The following is a 20,178-nucleotide window of genomic DNA, read 5'->3' on the forward strand; positions in this document are numbered from 1 at the left end:
CAGCTGTTGTTGGCACAGATAAGCTATTTCGCTATATTTAGGGGTTTTATCAGACATAACAGGTAGCATGCCAGCAGAAGAATTAGCGTATCAGGAGCGGGTGAAGGCGCACCAGCTTAAAATAAAACAGGTGTTCAGCGAAGTAGGAAAGGCCGTTGTAGGCCAATCGTATATGGTGAACCGCCTGCTGATAGGCCTTTTTACGGGCGGCCATATTTTGCTGGAAGGCGTGCCCGGGCTGGCTAAAACCCTTACCATCAACTCGCTTTCCAAAGCGCTGCGGCTCGACTTCCAGCGCATCCAGTTCACGCCCGACCTGCTGCCCTCCGACCTGATCGGCACCATGATCTACAACCAGAATGCCAGCCGGTTTGAGGTAAAGAAAGGGCCCATCTTCGCCAACCTCATCCTGGCCGACGAAGTGAACCGCTCGCCGGCCAAGGTGCAGTCGGCGCTGCTGGAGGCCATGCAGGAGAAGCAGGTAACCATCGGCGAAACTACCTTTCAGCTCGACCTGCCTTTCCTGGTGCTGGCTACGCAGAACCCGGTGGAGCACGAAGGAACGTACCCGCTGCCCGAAGCCCAGGTAGACCGTTTTATGATGAAGGTGTATGTGGATTACCCGCAGAAAGCTGACGAGCTGGAGATTATGCGCCGCATGGCCAATATGTCGTTCAACGACAACGTGCGCAAAGTGCTTTCCAAGGAAGATATTTTCAATATCCGGAGCGAAATAAACCAGGTGCAGATTTCGGAAACGCTGGAAAAATATATTATCGAGCTGGTGTTTGCCACCCGCCGCCCCGCCGAATACGACCTGAACGAATTTGCTAATTACATCCAGTTTGGCGTGTCGCCACGCGCCAGCATTGCCCTGAACCGTGCTGCCAAAGCCGTTGCCTATTTCGACGAGCGGGATTACGTATTGCCCGAGGATATTAAGGAAGTAGCCTACGATGTGATGAACCACCGCATCATCCTGAATTACGAAGCAGAAGCCGACGGCATCCGGACCAAAGATTTTATTGAAGCCATTCTCAGGAAAGTTCCTATCAGCTAAACCAGGATTTTCAACAACAGCAGCATTCTCTTTTGCAAAGCGTGTACTGAGCTCAGGCTTATTTTGCTGCTCCTGTCACCACACCTTCACCTCAGCCGCCAACCAGCAGCCGCTGCCACTATTGCACTTTGCTACAGGAGCAGCGGCTGTGGTGACTGCAGCAGCAGACTTTTTTCAGAGCAACACCTTTTCATTCTCTCTGTAAGAGGAGGTATTTACCGGAAATTTAATTTCCGGTCAGGTTTTCTTTTTAAGAAACAGCTCACAGAACAAAGGAAGCTTCCATAAACACACTCGTCAGCACGAGCAGGTGCATATCCGAAAATTTGCTGTAGCACCAGATCCGGAGTTGTGGCCGTTCTTCTTTTTTCAGGTGTTTCAGGCCTTTTCGCAGCTCTTTCTCAAAAAGCGCTAAATCAAAACTGACCTTCAGCAAAATTGTTTTGGTGTATTCCAACATAGCTCTTCATCCTTTATTTCTGACATCATTCCAAAGCAGCAATCCGTTACTGGCTTCAGGATTCGATGCAAAGAACGGGTAACCAGGTTACCGTATCATTTGCCGGATATTATGAATAAGTAACCAAATCGTAGCTTGTTTGCGCCTGGAAAAATAAAAAAAAACCCGCCGAACCGGCGGGCTTTTTGCAGAGTGGGAGACTAAGCCACCCTACTACGATTGCAGCATTTATCTCACCCTCATGTTGCAATCAATGCTTTATTAATATGCTGTTGCCTTCGGATCGAAGTTGGCCCAGCCTGCTGTCCAGTCAGTTGCTCCAAAAGCGCCTACATAATCTACCTGGTCAAAGAAGCTGTCAAGGCCTGTGAAGCTTGGTTCTACTGTTGTAGAAGCCTTCACAAAGCCAGGTGTTGCGTTGTAAGCACCATTAATGTTCAACGAAGAAGCATCGTCTAATACAGCGTTTCCTTTAGCAGTGGCGTTATACCAGGTGTTGATGTCAAACGTGCTTCCGGATGCAAGTGTAAGTGCTTTGCCAGACGGCGCAGCAATGATGGTATTCTGGATTCTGAAATCGTTGTTTGTCGCGTTCGTCTCAGTAGCCGAACCGTCGAGCAACAAACCAACCGGGAAGCCCATTACGATGGAGTTGTGCAGCTTTGTCCTGTTGTTGCGACGCAGGTGCAGGGCACGCTTAAAGTTTGCGTTTGGCGTAGCAGAGGCCCCCAACGGACCGAAAAGCGTTACATTAGAATAAGTTGGAGCAGTGATTGGAGTTGCAGTAGTACCGTCACCATCGTTGTCAGACTCGAAGCCGTTAGAGCCGGAAGCGTCCGCTACGTTAGGGTCAGAAATACCGATCAGGTACTGCAGTTTACCAGTATAACCCAAGTCTGTATCGAACATATCGTCTACAGTTTTGTAAGCGATCAGGTGCTTTGCGTTTACGGTACCACCGAACCATTCAAAAGAGTCGTCGCCGCTGTAGGATACCTGTACATAATCGATGGTTGTACCAGCACCTACGCCACCTAATGTAAGGCCGTTGATCTCGTTGTCTGGCTGGAAAGCGATACCTGGAAACTCGATACGCACGTACTTCAGCACACCAGAATTGTCAGCGACATCAGTACCACCGAAATTACGGTCAACACCACCTTCGATTTTAGCACTGGCACCTGCATTTACAGGAGCCTTACCCAGGATAATAATACCACCCCAGTCGCCGGCAGAACGCTGACCAGCTGGCTGTGCGGAGGTAAACACGATTGGGTTAGCGGCAGTGCCGTTTGCCATGATCTTACCGCCACGCTCTATAATCAGTGTACCTTTTGTTGCCTTGTCACCTTTGATAACAGTACCAGGTTCTATTGTAAGCGTAGCTCCCTCTTTTACATATACAAAACCTTTCAGCATATAGGTAGTACCAGCCTTCATGGTGAAATTCTGTTCAGTTGAGCCAGAAACTACAGTCATGTTGTTTTGCTGCGCAGTAGTAAACTGTAAGCTTGTTGGTGTGGTGTCTGGCTCATCCTCGTCGCAGCCAAAAAATACTACGGAGAACATGGTTAACAACAGCAGATTAAGTAACTTTTTCATAATCGTTTGATAAAAAGTGTTAAAAGGTTTATAAGTTTTGTGATTGGTTAGAATTTGTAGGTGATTCCGAGAGTGGAATACTGGCCTTTGCGGAATGCTCTGAAAGACTCATCAATGTCTGTAATCTTCTGGTCGTCGTTAGAGTCCTGGATCAGGCGTGTTTTCTGATTTAGTATATCCTGAATACCGGCTTTAATTTCAAAGTGCTTGCCTATACCCTTTGTTAAGGAGAAGTCTATCTGGTGGCGTGGCATTTCGTATACCGTCGGGTTCCGATCGCTACCTGCCGCGAAGATGCGCTTGCCAATTACGTTGTACAGCACATTAAACTGTAGCTGGCGGTCATCATCCTGGTAGTACACACCTGTATTAACCACGTAAGGCGACTGACCTACCATGGCACGTTTGCCAGGTTGATAGGCAGCAGACTTATCCGTCAGCTCTACCTCGCTCTGCACCAGGGCTGCGTTCAGTACCAGTGTCAGGTTCTGCACAAAACTATTTTCCGAAAGGTCTAAGAGCGATTTTCTCACTTCTGCTTCAACACCAAAGTTATAGGCGTTCTTGGCATTTTCGAAGGTGATGGTATTAGCGCCCGGAGTATTCTCAAATACCATCTCGATAGGATCTTTGAAGTTCTTATAAAAACCTCCGACAGAAATCAGCTCTGTTGGATTCGGGTAGAACTCGTAGCGTATGTCACTGTTGTAAACTGTGGCAATGTCCAGATCCGGATTACCAATAACCTCTAGCAGGTTTATAAAGTCATAATATGGTGCAGGAGCAATCTCACGGAACTCAGGGCGGTTTACGCTGATGCTGCCCCCGGCACGAAGCATGGCACGTGGTGTTAGGGAGTAAGTAAAGTTGGCTGATGGCAACACACTCAGGACCGGATTTCTCATGTTAAGCTCTGTGTCGTCGAATTTTCGGGTAAACAGCTCCTGAGTGTTATGCTCTACACGCACACCGCCGGATACCGATAACTTTTCTGTTAAGGGAGAGGCACCGCCTACATAGCCTGCCAGGTAAGTGTTCCAGGCCTTGTAGTTGTTCTGTGGGTTAAAATCTTCAAGCAATTCCCAGCCGATTGAAGTACCAATGTTACCAGGTTCAAAAACCTGACTTAGCGGTTTAAAGGCAAGGTTTTGATCAAATGTAGCCGTATTTAGTGGCGCAAAAGAAAAGGAACGGGAAGCATAATCACGGCTCTTTCGCTCTGCATAAAACCCTACTCTGATTTTAGGCGCATTTTCGGATGTAGTATCTGCTGTTGCAAATTTGTGCTCAAACTGTCCGTTAGCCATTACACCCCGCTCATTCAGGTCAGAGAAGAAACGGCCTGCATCTTTTAATGTCGGGATTGACTGGTAGAGCAAACGGTAGACTCCATCATTGTCATCGTCTGCTGTGCGCAGCCTGCGGTAGTCAGGTTCGTTACGGTTGGTGTAGTTGTAACCTCCCGTCCAGGTGATGGTAGACCTGTTATCATTAATATCGTGCGTGCCCTGCAACTGGCCCGAGTAGATGGTGCGGCTCTCGTAGCGCAAGGAATAGTTACGCTGAAGCTGGTCTTGTTCTGTGAAGTCTATACCTTCTCGCTCCAGTACCTCATTCTTGCCCAACTGATTAAATAGGTTTCTGAACTCGAGTTTGTTATTAATATCAAGGCGCGCCATCCAGTTGCTGATGACACCTACACGCACATTGTTTGTATATACCTTATCATTGAAACTTTGCTGTCTATCACTTTCACCTAATTCTTCCCTGAAAGCAGCATACGTATCTCTTGTACCTTCCGTAACGGACTGCGTGTTGCTGTATGACACCGCCGACACAGTACTTATACCAATTTTACCAATATCAAAGCGGCGATTTAAACCAAGCGAAAAGCGTAGATCAGGTACAGCAGTTGCTGAAACAGGAGCCCAGTTGTTCAGGAATCTTTTCCCAATCCTAGCCAACTCATCCGGGCTACCTACTGTGTTTAAATCTGCCGGCATTCCGGCAGGTAATGTACGCTTGCTATTGTCGAATCCGAATTTGTCGGTGCTGCTTTTGCTGTCTGCTAGATAGTTATTGAACGTAGTGCCAAAACGGTAAGAACCTGAAACACCTAAAGTTGTCGAGTTCTCATTAACCACATTTTTTGTAAAGATTTTGATTATGCCGCCACCATACTCTCCAGGAAGTTCAGGAGAACCATTCTTGTAGATCATGATGCGATCTATCACACTGGTTGGCAGAATGTCGAAAGAGAATGCTTTTTGGTCCGGCTCTGTACTAGGCGTAAGGGCATCGTTCAGCAATACGGTGTTGTAGCGCTGGTTCATACCCCTGATTACTACATAGCGGTCGTTTAGTATGGTTACACCCGGAATCCGCTTTACTGTCTCCGCGGCGTCACGATCCATAGACTTGGCAATCTGCTCGCCGGCCACGCCGCTTACCACAATCTCACTCTCGCGAATAGACTCAAGCATAGCCATTTCGGTATTCGTTCGGCGCGTGCCCACAATGGTCACACCTTGTATTAGGGTGCTGTTTTCTTCAATCTGAACATCGAGGATGGTGGTTTTGCCCGGCGATATTTTTACATTGGTAAGCTCTGCCGGCTTGTACGAGAGGGAGGAAATGGAAATCTGGTAGATACCCGCGTCTAATGGCAGGCTGTATTTTCCATCTAAATCGGTAGTAGTTCCTTTGGATGAACCCTTGATAAAAACGACTGCCCCAATTATGGCGTCGCCGGTGCGTTTGTCTGTTACTTTGCCTGCAATGGTTCCTTGTTGTGAGAAGGCATAACCGGCACTGGCAAAAAGGAGGAAAATGGTGAGTAAGGTTTTCATTGCGCTACTTTTGTTTAGTCTCACTGCAAAAGTAGCGCGCCTGTTTTAGCTCAAATTCACCGGAAAGTTACCAATCGGTTAAGTATCAACACTTAATGTTAAGCAATGGTTAAGCACAGTTACACGTGCTGGTTCAGAACAACACAGGCTGAGGTGCTGAGGCTATGGTGACAGCGGCAGCAAAACAGAATTGTATCAAAAACCCGAATAATATTCTGCTGCCGCTGTCACCACTGCCTTAGCACCTGCGTCTGGCACCATTACCGGGGCCTGTTGCCAAACCGCTTCCGGACTTCCTGCATTACCTTCCGGCGGAGCTGTGCCTCCGACTGATAGAGCCGCATCACCTGCTGCGGGCTAAGCACGGTTTTAAATTCGGAATAATACTCCCGCCGGATAGTGCTGATTTTAACTGCGTTTTCCAGGTGCGCTGTTATCAGCCGGTCGGCTTCTTCGGTTGAGAGGCTGTCGGGGTTAGTTCGCAGCAGCCCGGCCTCCTGGCGGCTTTGCTGCCGGGCAAAATGAAGTTCGTTAAGCGCCGCATCGTAACGTTTGTAAACGGGTGCCAGTTGTTTTAAATCAGCGTCGCTTAAGTTCAGGGCTTTTTGTATCTCCAGCAGTTTTGCCTCTGTAATCCGCTCCCGGAGGCGTGGGTTGTTCCGCAGGTCCTGTGCCTGCACCGCCAGGTTAAGCAGCAGTGCCACACAAAATAAAATGGCTTTATAAAAAGTACTCATTAGTATATTGTCTGTTCGTAAACGTAAAGGTCCGTTTCGGCCAGCGCTGCCAGCTGCAGCAGGTCCTCATCGGAAATGCTTGCCAGTATTTCGTCCAGCGTCTCGGGGTTTTCGGTTTGGGCAGGCGCTTGCTGCTGCTCCGGCACTTTTTCGGATCTAGTTTTTGGCTTTGGCACCACTGCCAGTTTCGGCTGTTCCGGAACTGTAGCCACAGGCTGTTCCGGTTCAGGTACAGGCACGGCATCCGCAACAGGTGCTTCGGTGGGCTCTGTCGCGGTGGGCTCTGTTGCAACAATCATGTTCTTGTCAGTGTGTTCCTGGTGGCGGCCCGTGTACATAAAATAACCTACCGTAAGTAAAACGGCCACACTTGCAGCTACCGACAAAACCTGCCACAGCCCAAAGGTAGTTTTCTTTTTTGCAGCAGCCCGGTTTTCTGCTTCTGCGAGTGTTTCTTCCGTAATTTTATTAAAAAAGCCAGACGGCACTTTATAAGGCATCCGCTTTCCTACTTTATCAAAATCAAATTCTTCTTCCATCACGCGTTTATCATAAATTCTTTAATCTTACTGCTGGCATAGTGGTAGTTGGTTTTAAGGGTAGCCACCGAACTATCCAGTATCTGGCTTATTTCTTCGTAGCTCAGCTCGTCGTAGTAGCGCAGGTTAAACACCATCCGCTGCTTTTCGGGCAACCGCAGCACCGCCTCCTGAAACTTTATCAGTATTTCATCTCCATCGGCTGCGCTGGTGTCGTACAATGTGTTTATCAGCTTTTCGTTTACCTCGTCGTGCGATGCTAAAAACTTTTTCCGGTTGCGGAACAGCCGGATGCACTCGTTGGTGGCTATCCGGTAAAGCCAGGTGTACAGTTTGCTCTCGCCGGCAAAGCTGTCCAGGTTGTTGTATACATTTATAAAAGTTTCCTGCAGAATGTCCTGCGCATCTTCGTGCGACACCACCAGGCGCCTGATGTGCCAGTAAATCCGCTGGTTGTAGCTGTTCATCAACAAGGTGAAGCCTTTACTTCTGGTGCTCTGCTCACGAAACATCGACAAAATCTCTTCGTCTTTCGTCTCTATCATTCTGTCCTGATGCTGTTAAACCCATCCATATCCCTTAGAAACCCAAAGTTCCGAAAGGTTAAACAGGTACTCTAAAAACTTTTTATCTTAAAATTACACCCCTCACAATCAATCACTTACAAAAATTTATATTTTTTTATTGTACTCCAATTTAACTTTTCACGCTTTTTATTCTCCTAGTGTCAGAGTTCAGCAAAAAAACGAATGCTTGTGATTTAACTACTACCCGGAAGCATAGTACCTGATCTGTAACTTGCTTATGCACAATCAGTATCACGGATCCGGATGGCAGAAAGTATGCACAAAACAGGAACACAGAAAACTTTAAAACCCTAATTTATTTATTTTTTAACTAACCGATTAACCCTTTCTCCCCATGAAACACATTAAACTATCCTTTGGAATGCTGGCTGTTTCGGCGTTGCTCACATTTTCTGCCTGCCAGAAAGAGGATGCTGTAATGCCTGATACGGCAACTATGGAGCTTGCTGCCTCAGAATTTCAGCTGGAAGACCTGGAGAGCCTGGAAAACCCTGTTATTACGGCTGCAACCGAAACACAAGACTTCCGGATCCGGGAAACCGACAGAAAAACCGATGCGGCACATTCGCTGGGTTCTATCCTGAAGCATCTTAACCTGGATGAGGCACAGCGTACAGCCATCAAGGGCTTTATGGAGCAACAGACGGCCTGTGTTGCTGAGCACAAAGCCAAAATACAGGAGCGCCACCGGGAGCTGATGCAGAGAGCCAACGCCACACGCGAAGAACTTGTAAAAGCATACAAGGCCGGCAGAATAACCAAAGCAGAGCTGGAGGAAAGACTGGCGTCGCTGCACGAAAGGCTGAAAACCCAGCTGCATTCTGATGAAGCCAAGCAGGTTCGTGTGCGTATGCTGCATAAATGCAGGGCTGAACTTCTGGCAAACATAAGGTCGGTACTTACCCGCGAGCAGCTGCAGAAGTGGCACCGCTGGGCAGAGAGCCAAAAATAGTTACAGCAACTTTGCTGCTGCAGCCACCATTCCCGCTGCTGATGCTCTTCCGGGCCTGCCTGTCCGGAAGAGCATTTTTATTTATGCCACTTTCCCGGCAACGCACTAAACCAACAGCATACTTCTACGGTTAAACCTTTGTATCTTTGTACCCCAAACGTAGTATACTGTTTACATGAGTAAAAAATCAACCGGTAAAATAGGCGTGTTGCTGGTGAACCTGGGCACACCCGATACGCCCAACACACCTGACGTACGAAAATACCTGCGCGAATTCCTCCTGGACAAGCGCGTGATAGATATACCTACCATTCCGCGTTATGCGCTGATCAATGGCATCATTGCTCCGTTCCGGGCTCCAAAATCGGCCATCGTATACAAACAACTCTGGACGGAGCGTGGCTCACCGCTGCTGTTTCATGGCCTTGATCTGCAACAAAAACTGCAGGAGGCGCTGGGCAACGGCTACCATGTGGCCTTTGGCATGCGCTACCAGAGCCCCAGCATAAAAAGTGCGCTGACCGAGCTGCGCGAGCAAAGCGTGGACCGCATTATCGTGCTGCCGCTGTTCCCGCAGTATGCCTCGGCCTCTACGGGTTCGGTGCAGGATAAGGTGATGGAAATTGTAAAAGACTGGTGGGTGATTCCGAGCATCAACTTTATTTCGTCGTTCTGCGACGACCCGGGCTTTATAAAAGCCTTTGCTGAATTGGGCAAGCAGCACATGGCGCAGGATACCTACGACCACGTAATTTTCAGCTACCACGGGCTGCCGGAGCGGCAGGTACTGAAGGGGAGTGACAAAGGCTACTGCCAGCTGGGCGCCTGCTGCAACACCTACAACAAGCGCAACAAATACTGCTACCGTGCCGCCTGCTTTGCCACCTCCAGGCTGCTGGCCGAGCAACTGGGCCTGCGCGACGACCAGTACACGGTTACCTTCCAGTCAAGGTTGCTGAAAGACCCTTGGCTGCAGCCTTACACCGACGAAGTGCTGAAAACGCTTCCGGCCAAAGGCATTAAAAAAGTGCTGGCCTACAGCCCCGCCTTCGTTGCCGACTGCCTGGAAACCACGATAGAAGTAGGCGAGGAATTTAAGGAGATGTTTGAACACGCCGGCGGCGAGAAGTGGCAGCTGGTAGAAAGCCTGAACTCGCACCCACTCTGGGTAGAGGCCGTGAAGGAGCTGGTGCTGCAACACTAAGCAGCCTCTCTTTTCTCAAAAAAGCAGCAGAGGCTGTGGAGGCAGGTGCAGTTACCAAAAATAGTTTACTGCACCTCCCTCCACAGCCTCTGCTCTTTTTAAAGGGTTGAAATTTCCAACCCCTACAAAAATTTCTACCTCTCTACCTTTCTAACTTTCTTTGCATCAGTAAAGGGTTGAAAATCTTCAACCCCTACAAATTCTACCTCTCTAATACCAAATAGTAAAAAGGCCCTTCCATTACAAGGCCTTCAGTAGTTAGCTTAGTTGCAGTTCGCCCACAAGATCCCCTACGGAGATGACAAAGGTGGAATAGTTTTGTGGAACTGTGTAAATATCTGGTATAACTTTCTACCTCTCTACCTCTCTACCTCTCTACCTCCTAAACTCTCTAACTCCCAAACTCTCTAACTTCATCAGTCCCAATCCCAGTCGAATACGTTGCCGTTTTCTTCGTCCTGCGGACCGATAGGGATGGGTGCTTTTACATAGAAACCGAGTGCTTTTCGGTTGTTACCAGTACCATACCGGATGCGGTAGTTAAGCCCAGCGAAATAGTTAATCCAGTAGTCGGTTTGCATGCCAACACTTGCTTCGCCCTCCTGTAGTTCCAGGTAAGGACCTGCTGCTACGCCAGCCACGCCAACGCCCGTCTGCGCCTGCGCAAACAGTACCGTGCTGCCTTTGCGGCGGTCGAACCCAAGGTTTACACTGGCCGGAAAACTGTCCTGGTACCACCAGAGGGCTGCTTCCACGCCCCAGCTTACTTTTGGTTTTCTGTCACCGAAGTTAAAATGCAGCATCGGCCCCACCGAGATCACATCCTGCGCCCGCACTTCTGGTAAGCTCAGCAGGCAAAGCAATGATAACAGGAGCAGCTTTAGCTTTACACCGCGTGCACCGGCTGCCGTTAATTTTTCTTTCATAGTTTTCAGGGAGTTCGCGTTGATGACGGGCCCGAGCTTCAGCAGGCTCAGACTTCGTGCCTCCTGCTATCTCCCAACAAATATGCCAATACTTCTATATTGCCCCCTGCAGGCACAAAAAAACTCCATCATTTCTGAAGGAGTTTTCTTGCTGATGCCACCATATTTATTCGTGGCTTAAGCCGGCACTTTTTTATAAAGCAGCCCCAGCTTTTCGGCTACATAATCTACTTCTTCCTCGGTGTTGTACTTACTGAAGGAGAAGCGGATGTTGCCCCTTTCGGGGTCGATGCCGATGGCTTCGAGCACATGAGACCCTGCGTTGGCGCCACTGGCACAGGCACTGCCTCCCGATGCCGAAATTTTATGGATGTCCAGGTTAAAGAGCAGCATTTCGGTAATTTCGGAAGGCGGCAGGCTAACGCTTAAGACCGTGTAAAGGCTTTTGTCTGCCTCGGCTGATAACCCGTTGAAGCTGATTCCCGCCAGCTGCGTCTGTAGCTTTTGTTTAAGCCTGTCTTTCAGGTTTTGGATGTGGCGGTGCTGCTCCTCCATATCGCGGTAAGCAATTTCCAGCGCTTTTGCCAGTCCGATAATACCGGCCACGTTCTCGGTACCGCCGCGCATATTGCGCTCCTGCGCCCCCCCGTGTATCAGCGGCTGCACTTTTACGCCGGCATCGGCATACAGGAAACCTACGCCTTTTGGGCCATGAAATTTATGCGCTGAGCCTACTATAAAATTCGCATCCAGCTTTTGCAGGTCGTGGCGGAAGTGGCCCATGGTCTGCACCGTGTCGGAATGGAAAATGGCATTGTATTTTTTACAAATCGACCCAATTGCTTCGATATCATTCAGGTTACCCAGCTCGTTGTTGGCATGCATCACCGACACCAGCGTCTGCGGATTTTTTGCCAGCAGTTCTTCCAGGTGCTCCAGGTCCAGCACACCGCGCTCGTCGTGGCGCAGGTACGACAGGCTTATTTCTCCTGCCTTCTCCAACACCTGCAGCGTATGCAGCACCGCATGGTGCTCCAGCCTGGAGGTGATGGCATGTTTCAAACCGAGCGTGCGTATAGAACAGCCAATGGCCGTATTATCGGCTTCGGTTCCTCCCGAAGTAAAAAAGATTTCGGAGGGCGAGGTGTTCAGGAGCGAAGCTACCGTTCTGCGTGCTTTTTCGATGGCAGCCCTGGCCTCGCGCCCGTGCGCATGTATAGAAGAAGGGTTACCAAAGAACTCCAGCAAATAGGGAGTCATGGCATCAAAAACCTCTTTATCAAGAGGCGTAGAGGCAGCATTATCAAGGTATACACGCATGGTTAAGTTTGGAAGTTAGAAAGTTAGAGAGTTTGGGAGTTAGAGCGTTTTGTATGGTACTCCTGTTGCAGCATTAGCCTGTAAATATTTTTTTCTGGTGCGCATCTCCACATTAAATAAACAATCAGACGATTAAAAAATTCACTCATCAACAAATATCAACTTTTTAACTCCTAAACTCTCTAACTCCTAAACTCCTAAACGGTTTGCGCCAGGAGCCGGAACAGTAGTTCTTACCCCTGGCGCAACCAGCATTTCTACACGCACTCCTGTATCAGGATAAGCTTCAGGCTTTTACAGAAATAATTTCTTTTATGTCGGCTATTATCTTGTTCGCCAGGTGTTCTGCAGTGGCGTTGCTGTCAGACTCGGCATAAATCCGGATAATAGGTTCGGTGTTGGATTTGCGCAGGTGTACCCATTCTTTGCCGAACTCAATCTTTACGCCATCAATGGTATTGATCGGTTGCTTGGCATAGCGTTGCTGCATTTGCACCAGCACTTCGTCTACATTTACTTCCGGCGTAAGCTCTATTTTGTTTTTGGAGATGTAGTAGTTCGGATAAGACCCACGCAGGCGCGTCATGCTCATACCGGACTTGGCCAGGTGGGTCAGGAACAGTGCTATACCCGCCAGCGCATCGCGGCCGTAGTGCAGTTCCGGATAGATAATGCCGCCATTGCCTTCGCCACCGATAATGGCATTTTGTTCTTTCATCATATTCACCACGTTCACCTCGCCCACAGCTGCTGCGTGGTAGTTACCGCCCGCTTTCTCGGTTACATCGCGCAACGCCCTCGTAGACGACAGGTTGGAAACCGTGTTGCCCACCGTGTTTTTCAGCACGTAATCGGCCACCGCCACCAGCGTGTATTCTTCGCCAAACATGCTGCCGTCTTCGTTAATTAAGGCCAGGCGGTCAACGTCGGGGTCCACTACTATGCCCAGATCAAACTTCCCTTTCTCGATTACCTTGGATATTTCGCGCAGGTTTTCAGGGAGCGGCTCCGGGTTGTGGGCAAAGTTGCCGTCGGGTTCACAGAATAATTTCTCTATCGTTTCCACACCAAGCGCTTCCAGCAGCATCGGCACGGCAAAACCACCACTGGAGTTCACACAGTCTATGGCGATCCGGAAGTTTTTGGCTTTTACAGCAGCCGCATCCACAAGTGGCAGGTCCAGAATAGCCTGGATATGTTTTTTCAGGGCGCTGTTATCCTGCTTATACTTGCCAAGCTTTGTAACCTGCTCAAATTCAAACGACTCTTTTTCAGCAATCTCCAGCACCAGTTTACCTTCCACATCCGAAATAAACTCACCATGCTGGTTCAGAAGTTTGAGCGCATTCCATTGCTTCGGGTTATGACTGGCTGTAAGGATAATACCGCCTCCGGCTTTCATATCGGGCACGGCCATCTCTACGGTGGGTGTGGTAGACAAGCCAACATCAACAACATTTATTCCAAGCCCCTGCAGCGTCGCACACACCAGGCTGTTTATCATGTCACCAGATATACGCGCATCACGCCCCACTACAATCGTGTTGTTGTTTGTGGTTTGTAGCACCCAGGTACCATAAGCAGCGGCAAATTTAACCACGTCTACGGGAGTGAGTCCTTCACCAGCCCGTCCGCCTATAGTACCTCTTATTCCTGAAATTGATTTTATTAAAGCCACTTGAAATTTATTTTTTACCGGAACAAAAGTAGTAATTTTAGTTATACTTATTTAAACTTTAAACCCTTTATACTTATTCTTACCGCGAAGTAACCTTAAAACTGCGGATAAAATAATTCTGTTGCAGCGCTTTATATTTTTTGAGGTAACACTACAGCATGCACTGCTTCAGCTCATATGCTGCAGCCTCGTTTTGTAGTTGAAGATGCGTTTTCAGGCTTATTTTTAGCACTGCACCAGCCACCACAGCCGCTGCGCCTGCAATCAACCGAGTAAATGAAGCCGTGACCGATAGCCTGTGCACCTGTTCAGGAACTGCACCTGCAAAGTTGCCTCCAATGCTGCCAGAACGTTTTCATTTTTTTGAGCCAACAAACATAAACATCAATTTTGCGGCTGATAAATGTCATTCTCACATCACGCTTCCTGTTTTACCTTTGATATATGAACAAGCTAAATAAAACAACACGAGCAGCCGTTTTTCCTTTTTCTATTTATTTATAAGCAGACGAAGTAGTTATTAATAACGCCAGGGTAGAACGTTTTTAGTATATTTGCTCTTATGGATAATAAGATGCATTTTACCGACACCCCCCGTGGCAGGCAGCTCGAAGCGTTCAATCGATTGCTCGACGTGATGGACGAATTGCGGGAGAAGTGTCCGTGGGATAAAAAACAAACGATCGAAAGCCTCAGGCATTTAACCATAGAAGAAACCTACGAGCTGTCCGATGCCATTTTGCGCAACGACATGCAGGAGATCAAAAAAGAGCTGGGCGACATTATGCTGCACATGGTCTTTTACGCAAAAATAGCTTCGGAGCAACAAGCTTTTGATGTAGCCGATGTACTGAACAGCCTGTGCGAGAAGCTGATTTTCCGGCACCCGCATATTTACGGCGACACGGAGGCAAATACAGAGGAAGATGTTAAAAGAAACTGGGAGCAGCTAAAATTAAAGGAAGGCAACAAATCGGTACTAGGCGGCGTTCCTGCTTCGCTGCCGGCACTGGTCAAAGCCATGCGCATACAGGAGAAAGCCCGCGGCGCCGGGTTCGACTGGGAAGAGAAATCGCAGGTTTGGGATAAAGTGCAGGAGGAGATGCACGAATTTGAAAGTGAATTTAATAAAAAAGATACCGGGAGTATAGATAACAAAAAAGCAACTGCCGAATTTGGCGACCTGTTGTTCTCACTTATAAATTTTGCCCGTTTTATAAACATCAATCCGGAAGAAGCCCTGGAAAGGACAAACCTGAAATTTATTTCACGCTTCCAGTACATAGAAAGTGAAGCAGCCAAAGACGGCAAAAAGCTTCAGGATATGACGTTAAGCGAAATGGATGTTTACTGGAACAAAGCAAAAAAGCTGCACCACTAATTAAATGTTGCAACATTTAAGTTTGTTTATTTATTTACTTTTTATAAAATTGAATAAAAATTTATTACTTCAGGCACTAATTAACATTAGTAATGTGTTACGGTAATAAATTTAGCAATAAATTAGGTTGTTTTTTCGGAGAAGGCCGGCACACAAACTGCAGGAATTTTGGCTTGGCAAGACCAGCAGAATTGGTCTAAAAATTTAATTTAAAGGCCTTTAGACAACTCACACCTGCTTACTGCTTTTAGTACCGGAACGAAGATTAGTACGGAGAAAAGGAATACAACGTTGCAAACTGAATTTATTTATTTAAATTTGTAACGGTGGAGTTTTGCCAAATTACCAAAACTCAAATAAGCCAGTTGTTTTTTTATCTTTCACACAGCATGGTGTGTAGAACTATTTAAAAAGTTAACATAAATTTAATATTGTATAATTATAAAAACCGGAAATTGCATTAAAAAAAATCGAACTAAAAACGAAAAGTATTCATTAAATTAACAACACAAACAGTTATTAAATCAACACAAACAGCTAAACTTTAAATTTTTAAAAAAATGGAAAAAAAGACTGCAGTAGTGAGCAAAGATGCTAATGTAGAAGTAAAGAACAGTCCTGTGGGCTCTCTGTTTGCCACTATCGTTATTCCTCTGGCAATCGTAATTTGCGTACTGATCTATATGTTTGTTTTAGGTAATCCTGCAAACTTTGAAGGCGGTAGTAACGAAAACCACCCGTTACCAGGCAATTACTTAGGTATCGTTTACAAAGGTGGTTGGGTAGTACCCGTGTTAATGTCTCTTGTGCTTCTTGTAATCATTTTTGCTATTGAGCGTGCTTTAACAATCAGCAAAGCAAAAGGTAAAAGAAGTGTTGCCAAGTTTGTTCGTGCTATCTCTGCAAAACTGAACCAGCGTGACGTTAATGGCGCTCTTGCTGCCTGCGATGCCCAGAAAGGTTCTGTTGCAAACGTAGTAAAATCTGGCTTGCTGAAGTACAAGGAAATGCAAAACGACACCGAGCTTCTGAAAGCTGAGAAAATTGCTGCTATCCAGAAAGAAATCGAAGAATCTACTTCACTGGAACTGCCAATGCTTGAGAAAAACCTGGTAATCATCTCCACAATTGCCTCCATCTCTACACTCGTTGGTCTGATTGGTACGGTACTTGGTATGATTAAAGCGTTCTCGGCTCTTGCCGCTGCCGGTACTCCTGATGCGACTGCTCTTTCGAACGGTATCTCTGAGGCCTTGATCAACACGGCTCTTGGTATTACAGGTTCTGCTCTTGCTATCGTTGCTTACAACTTCTTCACCAGCAAGATTGATGAGTTAACTTACAGCATTGACGAAGCAGGCTTCAGCATCATCTCTACGTTTGCAGCACAGCACGATGCCGGCACACCGGTACAGCCAGTTGCAGGAGCGCCTGTAAGACAAACTGTTTAATCCTTTAAATTAGCACGATGCCTAAAGTAAAAGTAAAAAGAAAGAAACCCTCGTTGGACATGACGCCAATGGTGGACTTGGCTTTCTTATTGGTTACTTTCTTTATGCTGACAACTAAGTTTGCGCCAGACGATGCAGTGATAGTGGATACACCATCCTCTGTATCAGAGATTAAAATACCTGATGCTAATGTTATTACCATAACAGTAGATAAAGAAGACAGGGTTTTCTTCGGTGTAGATGGACAGCAAGTAAAGGAAAAATTACTCGATAAGATGGCGGCCAAGTACAAGGTCGGCTTCTCGGAAGAACAGCGTAAAACATTCTCGCTGCTTAGCAATTTTGGCGTGCCAATCAGTAGCCTGCCTTCTTACCTTTCCCTGGAAGGTAACGAAAGGAAAAAGGCTTTCCAGCCTGGCATACCGGTAGATTCTATGCGAAACGAGTTGCACGACTGGGTACAACAGACACGCTTCACAAACCCAAGGGTGATTATTGCCATCAAAGGCGATAGTGAAGTAAGCTATCCGACAATCCAGAAAGTAATCAATACGCTGCAGGAGCAGAATATTAACAGGTTCAACCTGATTACGGACATGGAAGCAAGACCAACATCATTATAACAGAAAGGAGAACAGATAATGGCAGAAATACAAGAAAAAGCCGACTCCGGTAAAGGTGGGAAGAAAAGGGCCAAGAAGATGTCCGTCCACCTGGATATGACTCCGATGGTGGACCTTGCCTTTCTTCTTCTGACATTCTTTATGCTTACAACTACCTTTAGTAAGCCACAGACCATGGAAATTAACATGCCTGTGAAACCAGATTCTGAAGAAGACCAGTCGCCGCTAAAGGCAAGTAATGCCTTTACAATTATCCTCGGTGATGATGACAAAGTTTACTATTACTACGGATTGGTTGAGGACAAGCCAGAACTTAATACAACTGATTACTCGGCAAACGGGATCAGGAAAGTTCTGATTTCGCCCAGAATAAAATCAAACGATAAAATGGTTGTTCTGATAAAGCCGATGGATGTTTCGCGCTACAAAAATGTGGTTGACATTTTAGATGAAATGAAAATCACAGATACTAAAAAGTATGCGTTGGTAGACATCAATGATGCTGATAAAGAACTTGTCGCAAGTAAAACAGGAGGATAATAGATGGAAACTAGTAAGCTAGCAAATGCATCGCTTGATGATATCGTCTTTGAAGGACGGAACAAAGCGTATGGTGCGTATCTGCTGCGTAAAATGTATAACAAGCATGTTACTGTTGCCGCCATAATTGCTTCTACACTGTTTTTAATTTTAATAAGCATGCCCCTGATCGCACGCTTACTGGAAACAGAAAAAGAGCCGGAACCGGTAATAGAACGTGTAATTACTCAAGTAGATCTGGCGCCACCGCCACCATTAGAAGAGAATACGCCGCCGCCACCGCCGCCGCCGCCACCACCACCAGATGCACCACCGCCACCACCACCCGTGAGAGCGCAGGTGAAATTTACGCCTCCGGTTGTAAAGCGTGACAACGAAGTACAGAAAGAGGAAGAAGTTCCGGATGTAGAAGAGTTGAAAGGTGTGGACATCGGTACTAAAACGGTAGAAGGCGTGAAAGGCGCTCCACCAGATTTTGGTATGGGTGTAGTAGGAGGCACCGGCGACGTTGTAGTTGCAGAAGTTGTTGAGGAGAAACCTTATACCTTTGCAGAACAAATGCCTTCTTTCCCTGGCGGAGAAAAAGCAATGTTCGAATACTTGGGTAAGAACATGAAGTACCCTCGGCAGGCCATTAACGCCGGCATCGAAGGACAGGTTTTCGTAAGTTTCGTAGTAAGCAAAACAGGCGAAATTAGCGATATACAGGTACTAAGAGGTCTGGGTGCCGGTTGCGACGAAGAAGCAATTCGCGTAATCAAAGGTATGCCTAAATGGACACCTGGTAAACAAAACGGTAGAGCTGTACCAGTTCGCTACAACCTGCCAGTTAAGTTTACTCTTAAATAATATTGATTACCTAACAAAAAGGTCCCCTTGCTCCGGCAAGGGGACCTTTTTGTTTTATGGCGATTTTAAATGGCAGCAGAGGCTATGGTGGCTGCAGCAGCAGAACCAAAACTGGCAAAACAGATGAAACTGAATCTTATACCAACTAGAAATTTCTCCCTTTCACAAAATCACAACTCACTTTATTATCCCGAAGGGATCCTTGTGGGCTAGCCGCAGAAACGCACGCTAAATGCACTACAGGTATGGAAGAGACATCTTGCAATAAATAATTAAACCTTCTCCCGTAATCTGCAGCCACAGTCACCATTGCCTCTGCTGATCGTAATTCTAGCATTCCAACAAAAGCAGTTTATCGAAAAAATTTTATAGGTTTTTATGGAAAAGTTTTCTCCTGTGCATCTAGTAAATAAACAGCGAGGAGCACCGGAGTAAAACAGAAAAAGCCCCTCCTGATAATAAAGAATAAAGTCTATTCACAAATCAATTCATTTATTAAAACACAAGGAGGTAACACATGGAAACTAGTAATGTATTCAGGATATCATTGGATGATATCATATTTGCCGATCGCAATAAATTATATGGAGCGTACCTGCTGCGCAAGCTCTACAACAGGCATATTACCTATGCGGCTATTATGGCATCAAGCTTATTTATCGTCTTAATTAGTATGCCGCTAGTAGCGCGCATGTTAGAACCAGAAACAGTAAGTACGCCAAAACAAACCGAGAAAACGACAGGCGTAATATTGACACCACCGCCACCAATAGCAGAACCAATTTTACCACCACCGCCCCCACCACCACAAGCGAAGCAGGCTACTCCTCCACCGCTGCAGGCTACAATAAAATATTCTCCGCCGGTTGTAAAAAGGGATGCAGAGGTGCAACATGAGGAAGAAATACCAGATGTGGCTTCGCTCATTGATGTGAATGTAGGAACTAAAACAGTAGAAGGTGTGAAAGGCGGAATTCCCGACATGGGGATACCGGAAGGAACAGGTACAGCAGAAATTACGGATGTGGTGGACGACAAGCCTTATACGTATGCAGAACAAATGCCTTCCTTCCCTGGTGGCGAAAGAGCCATGTTTGCATTCCTGGCAAAGCACATGAAATATCCACAGCAGGCTATCAATGCTGGCATTGAAGGGCAGGTATTCGTCAGCTTTGTTGTAAGCAGAACAGGCGATATAAGCGAAATTCAGGTGCTGAGAGGCTTAGGCGCAGGCTGTGACGAAGAAGCAGTGCGTGTCATCCAAAGCATGCCTAAATGGACACCAGGTAAACAAAATGGAAATGCTGTTCCGGTACGGTATAACCTGCCAATCAAGTTTACGCTGAAGTAACAGGAAAAAGCTTATCATTAACTGCAAAAAAATAGCCTCCATGCAAAGGCAGGAGGCTATTTTTATAAG

General features: G+C 46.9%; 18 protein-coding genes. 9 read left to right on the forward strand and 9 right to left on the reverse strand.

From position 1 onward, the window contains the following. Positions 1-67: 67 nt before the first annotated feature. On the forward strand, positions 68-1,060 hold the full coding sequence (locus DCW36_RS16700; protein ID WP_114781944.1) for an AAA family ATPase: 993 nt from the start codon (positions 68-70) through the stop codon (positions 1,058-1,060). Between the two features lie 262 nt (positions 1,061-1,322). On the opposite strand, the gene DCW36_RS16705 is transcribed toward DCW36_RS16700, so the two are convergent. From DCW36_RS16705 to DCW36_RS16730, 6 genes are all read right to left on the reverse strand, one after another. Beyond that, positions 1,323-1,520, reverse strand: coding sequence for a hypothetical protein (locus DCW36_RS16705; RefSeq protein ID WP_114781945.1), 198 nt, complete (start codon positions 1,518-1,520; stop codon positions 1,323-1,325). 261 nt (positions 1,521-1,781) lie between these two features. Next, a complete protein-coding gene (locus DCW36_RS16710; RefSeq protein WP_114781946.1) occupies positions 1,782-3,122 on the reverse strand; it encodes a T9SS C-terminal target domain-containing protein in 1,341 nt (446 codons plus the stop codon). A gap of 47 nt (positions 3,123-3,169) precedes the next feature. Next, the gene (locus DCW36_RS16715) at positions 3,170-5,971 is read right to left on the reverse strand and encodes a TonB-dependent receptor (RefSeq protein WP_114781947.1); all 2,802 of its coding nucleotides are present in this window, start codon (positions 5,969-5,971) and stop codon (positions 3,170-3,172) included. 260 nt (positions 5,972-6,231) lie between these two features. Continuing rightward, positions 6,232-6,708 (reverse strand): hypothetical protein, encoded by a 477-nt coding sequence (locus DCW36_RS16720; protein ID WP_114781948.1) that lies wholly within the window; start codon positions 6,706-6,708, stop codon positions 6,232-6,234. Next, positions 6,708-7,250 (reverse strand): hypothetical protein, encoded by a 543-nt coding sequence (locus DCW36_RS16725; RefSeq protein WP_128396990.1) that lies wholly within the window; start codon positions 7,248-7,250, stop codon positions 6,708-6,710. Before DCW36_RS16725 ends, DCW36_RS16720 begins: the two co-directional genes overlap by 1 nt. After that, positions 7,247-7,792, reverse strand: coding sequence for an RNA polymerase sigma factor (locus DCW36_RS16730; protein WP_114781950.1), 546 nt, complete (start codon positions 7,790-7,792; stop codon positions 7,247-7,249). Before DCW36_RS16730 ends, DCW36_RS16725 begins: the two co-directional genes overlap by 4 nt. Positions 7,793-8,168: 376 nt before the next feature. Here DCW36_RS16730 and DCW36_RS16735 point away from each other — a divergent pair, with 376 nt between their 5' ends. Further along, entirely contained in the window at positions 8,169-8,786 is a 618-nt protein-coding gene (locus tag DCW36_RS16735; RefSeq protein ID WP_125185370.1) for a hypothetical protein, read from the forward strand. A 175-nt stretch (positions 8,787-8,961) separates the two neighbouring features. Continuing rightward, positions 8,962-9,990, forward strand: a complete 1,029-nt coding sequence (gene hemH / locus DCW36_RS16740) for a ferrochelatase (RefSeq protein WP_114781952.1) — start codon at positions 8,962-8,964, stop codon at positions 9,988-9,990. Positions 9,991-10,406: 416 nt separating this feature from the next. Here hemH and DCW36_RS16745 read toward each other — a convergent pair whose 3' ends face one another. From DCW36_RS16745 to glmM, 3 genes are all read right to left on the reverse strand, one after another. Beyond that, entirely contained in the window at positions 10,407-10,916 is a 510-nt protein-coding gene (locus DCW36_RS16745) for a hypothetical protein (protein WP_114781953.1), read from the reverse strand. 177 nt (positions 10,917-11,093) lie between these two features. After that, on the reverse strand, positions 11,094-12,236 hold the full coding sequence (locus tag DCW36_RS16750) for a cysteine desulfurase family protein (protein ID WP_114781954.1): 1,143 nt from the start codon (positions 12,234-12,236) through the stop codon (positions 11,094-11,096). A 286-nt stretch (positions 12,237-12,522) separates the two neighbouring features. Next, entirely contained in the window at positions 12,523-13,914 is a 1,392-nt protein-coding gene (glmM, locus tag DCW36_RS16755) for a phosphoglucosamine mutase (protein ID WP_114781955.1), read from the reverse strand. A gap of 562 nt (positions 13,915-14,476) precedes the next feature. Here glmM and mazG point away from each other — a divergent pair. The 6 genes from mazG (at position 14,477) to DCW36_RS16785 (ending at position 20,109) form a co-directional block, all read left to right on the forward strand. After that, entirely contained in the window at positions 14,477-15,295 is an 819-nt protein-coding gene (gene mazG, locus DCW36_RS16760) for a nucleoside triphosphate pyrophosphohydrolase (RefSeq protein ID WP_114781956.1), read from the forward strand. A 560-nt stretch (positions 15,296-15,855) separates the two neighbouring features. Continuing rightward, positions 15,856-16,746, forward strand: coding sequence for a MotA/TolQ/ExbB proton channel family protein (locus DCW36_RS16765; protein WP_114781957.1), 891 nt, complete (start codon positions 15,856-15,858; stop codon positions 16,744-16,746). A gap of 17 nt (positions 16,747-16,763) precedes the next feature. Next, on the forward strand, positions 16,764-17,369 hold the full coding sequence (locus DCW36_RS16770) for an ExbD/TolR family protein (RefSeq protein WP_114781958.1): 606 nt from the start codon (positions 16,764-16,766) through the stop codon (positions 17,367-17,369). An 18-nt stretch (positions 17,370-17,387) separates the two neighbouring features. Continuing rightward, positions 17,388-17,909, forward strand: coding sequence for an ExbD/TolR family protein (locus DCW36_RS16775; RefSeq protein ID WP_114781959.1), 522 nt, complete (start codon positions 17,388-17,390; stop codon positions 17,907-17,909). A gap of 3 nt (positions 17,910-17,912) precedes the next feature. Beyond that, positions 17,913-18,758 carry an energy transducer TonB gene (locus tag DCW36_RS16780; RefSeq protein WP_114781960.1) on the forward strand — a complete coding sequence of 282 codons (846 nt, stop codon included), beginning with the start codon at positions 17,913-17,915 and terminating at the stop codon, positions 18,756-18,758. 517 nt (positions 18,759-19,275) lie between these two features. Further along, a complete protein-coding gene (locus DCW36_RS16785; RefSeq protein ID WP_114781961.1) occupies positions 19,276-20,109 on the forward strand; it encodes an energy transducer TonB in 834 nt (277 codons plus the stop codon). The last annotated feature ends 69 nt before the right edge of the window (positions 20,110-20,178 follow it).

This window comes from Botryobacter ruber (assembly GCF_003347595.2).
Taxonomy (GTDB): Bacteria; Bacteroidota; Bacteroidia; order Cytophagales; family Hymenobacteraceae; genus Pontibacter; species Pontibacter ruber_A.

Bases quoted from the DNA above. Each gene is read 5' to 3' on its own strand.
- DCW36_RS16730 (WP_114781950.1), bottom strand. From the start codon at position 7,792: ATGATAGAGACGAAAGACGAAGAGATTTTGTCGATGTTTCGTGAGCAG.
- DCW36_RS16715 (WP_114781947.1), bottom strand. From the start codon at position 5,971: ATGAAAACCTTACTCACCATTTTCCTCCTTTTTGCCAGTGCCGGTTAT.
- hemH (WP_114781952.1), top strand. From the start codon at position 8,962: ATGAGTAAAAAATCAACCGGTAAAATAGGCGTGTTGCTGGTGAACCTG.
- DCW36_RS16720 (WP_114781948.1), bottom strand. From the start codon at position 6,708: ATGAGTACTTTTTATAAAGCCATTTTATTTTGTGTGGCACTGCTGCTT.
- DCW36_RS16780 (WP_114781960.1), top strand. From the start codon at position 17,913: ATGGAAACTAGTAAGCTAGCAAATGCATCGCTTGATGATATCGTCTTT.
- DCW36_RS16735 (WP_125185370.1), top strand. From the start codon at position 8,169: ATGAAACACATTAAACTATCCTTTGGAATGCTGGCTGTTTCGGCGTTG.
- DCW36_RS16705 (WP_114781945.1), bottom strand. From the start codon at position 1,520: ATGTTGGAATACACCAAAACAATTTTGCTGAAGGTCAGTTTTGATTTA.
- DCW36_RS16775 (WP_114781959.1), top strand. From the start codon at position 17,388: ATGGCAGAAATACAAGAAAAAGCCGACTCCGGTAAAGGTGGGAAGAAA.
- DCW36_RS16700 (WP_114781944.1), top strand. From the start codon at position 68: ATGCCAGCAGAAGAATTAGCGTATCAGGAGCGGGTGAAGGCGCACCAG.
- DCW36_RS16745 (WP_114781953.1), bottom strand. From the start codon at position 10,916: ATGAAAGAAAAATTAACGGCAGCCGGTGCACGCGGTGTAAAGCTAAAG.
- DCW36_RS16770 (WP_114781958.1), top strand. From the start codon at position 16,764: ATGCCTAAAGTAAAAGTAAAAAGAAAGAAACCCTCGTTGGACATGACG.
- mazG (WP_114781956.1), top strand. From the start codon at position 14,477: ATGGATAATAAGATGCATTTTACCGACACCCCCCGTGGCAGGCAGCTC.
- DCW36_RS16750 (WP_114781954.1), bottom strand. From the start codon at position 12,236: ATGCGTGTATACCTTGATAATGCTGCCTCTACGCCTCTTGATAAAGAG.
- DCW36_RS16710 (WP_114781946.1), bottom strand. From the start codon at position 3,122: ATGAAAAAGTTACTTAATCTGCTGTTGTTAACCATGTTCTCCGTAGTA.
- DCW36_RS16765 (WP_114781957.1), top strand. From the start codon at position 15,856: ATGGAAAAAAAGACTGCAGTAGTGAGCAAAGATGCTAATGTAGAAGTA.
- DCW36_RS16785 (WP_114781961.1), top strand. From the start codon at position 19,276: ATGGAAACTAGTAATGTATTCAGGATATCATTGGATGATATCATATTT.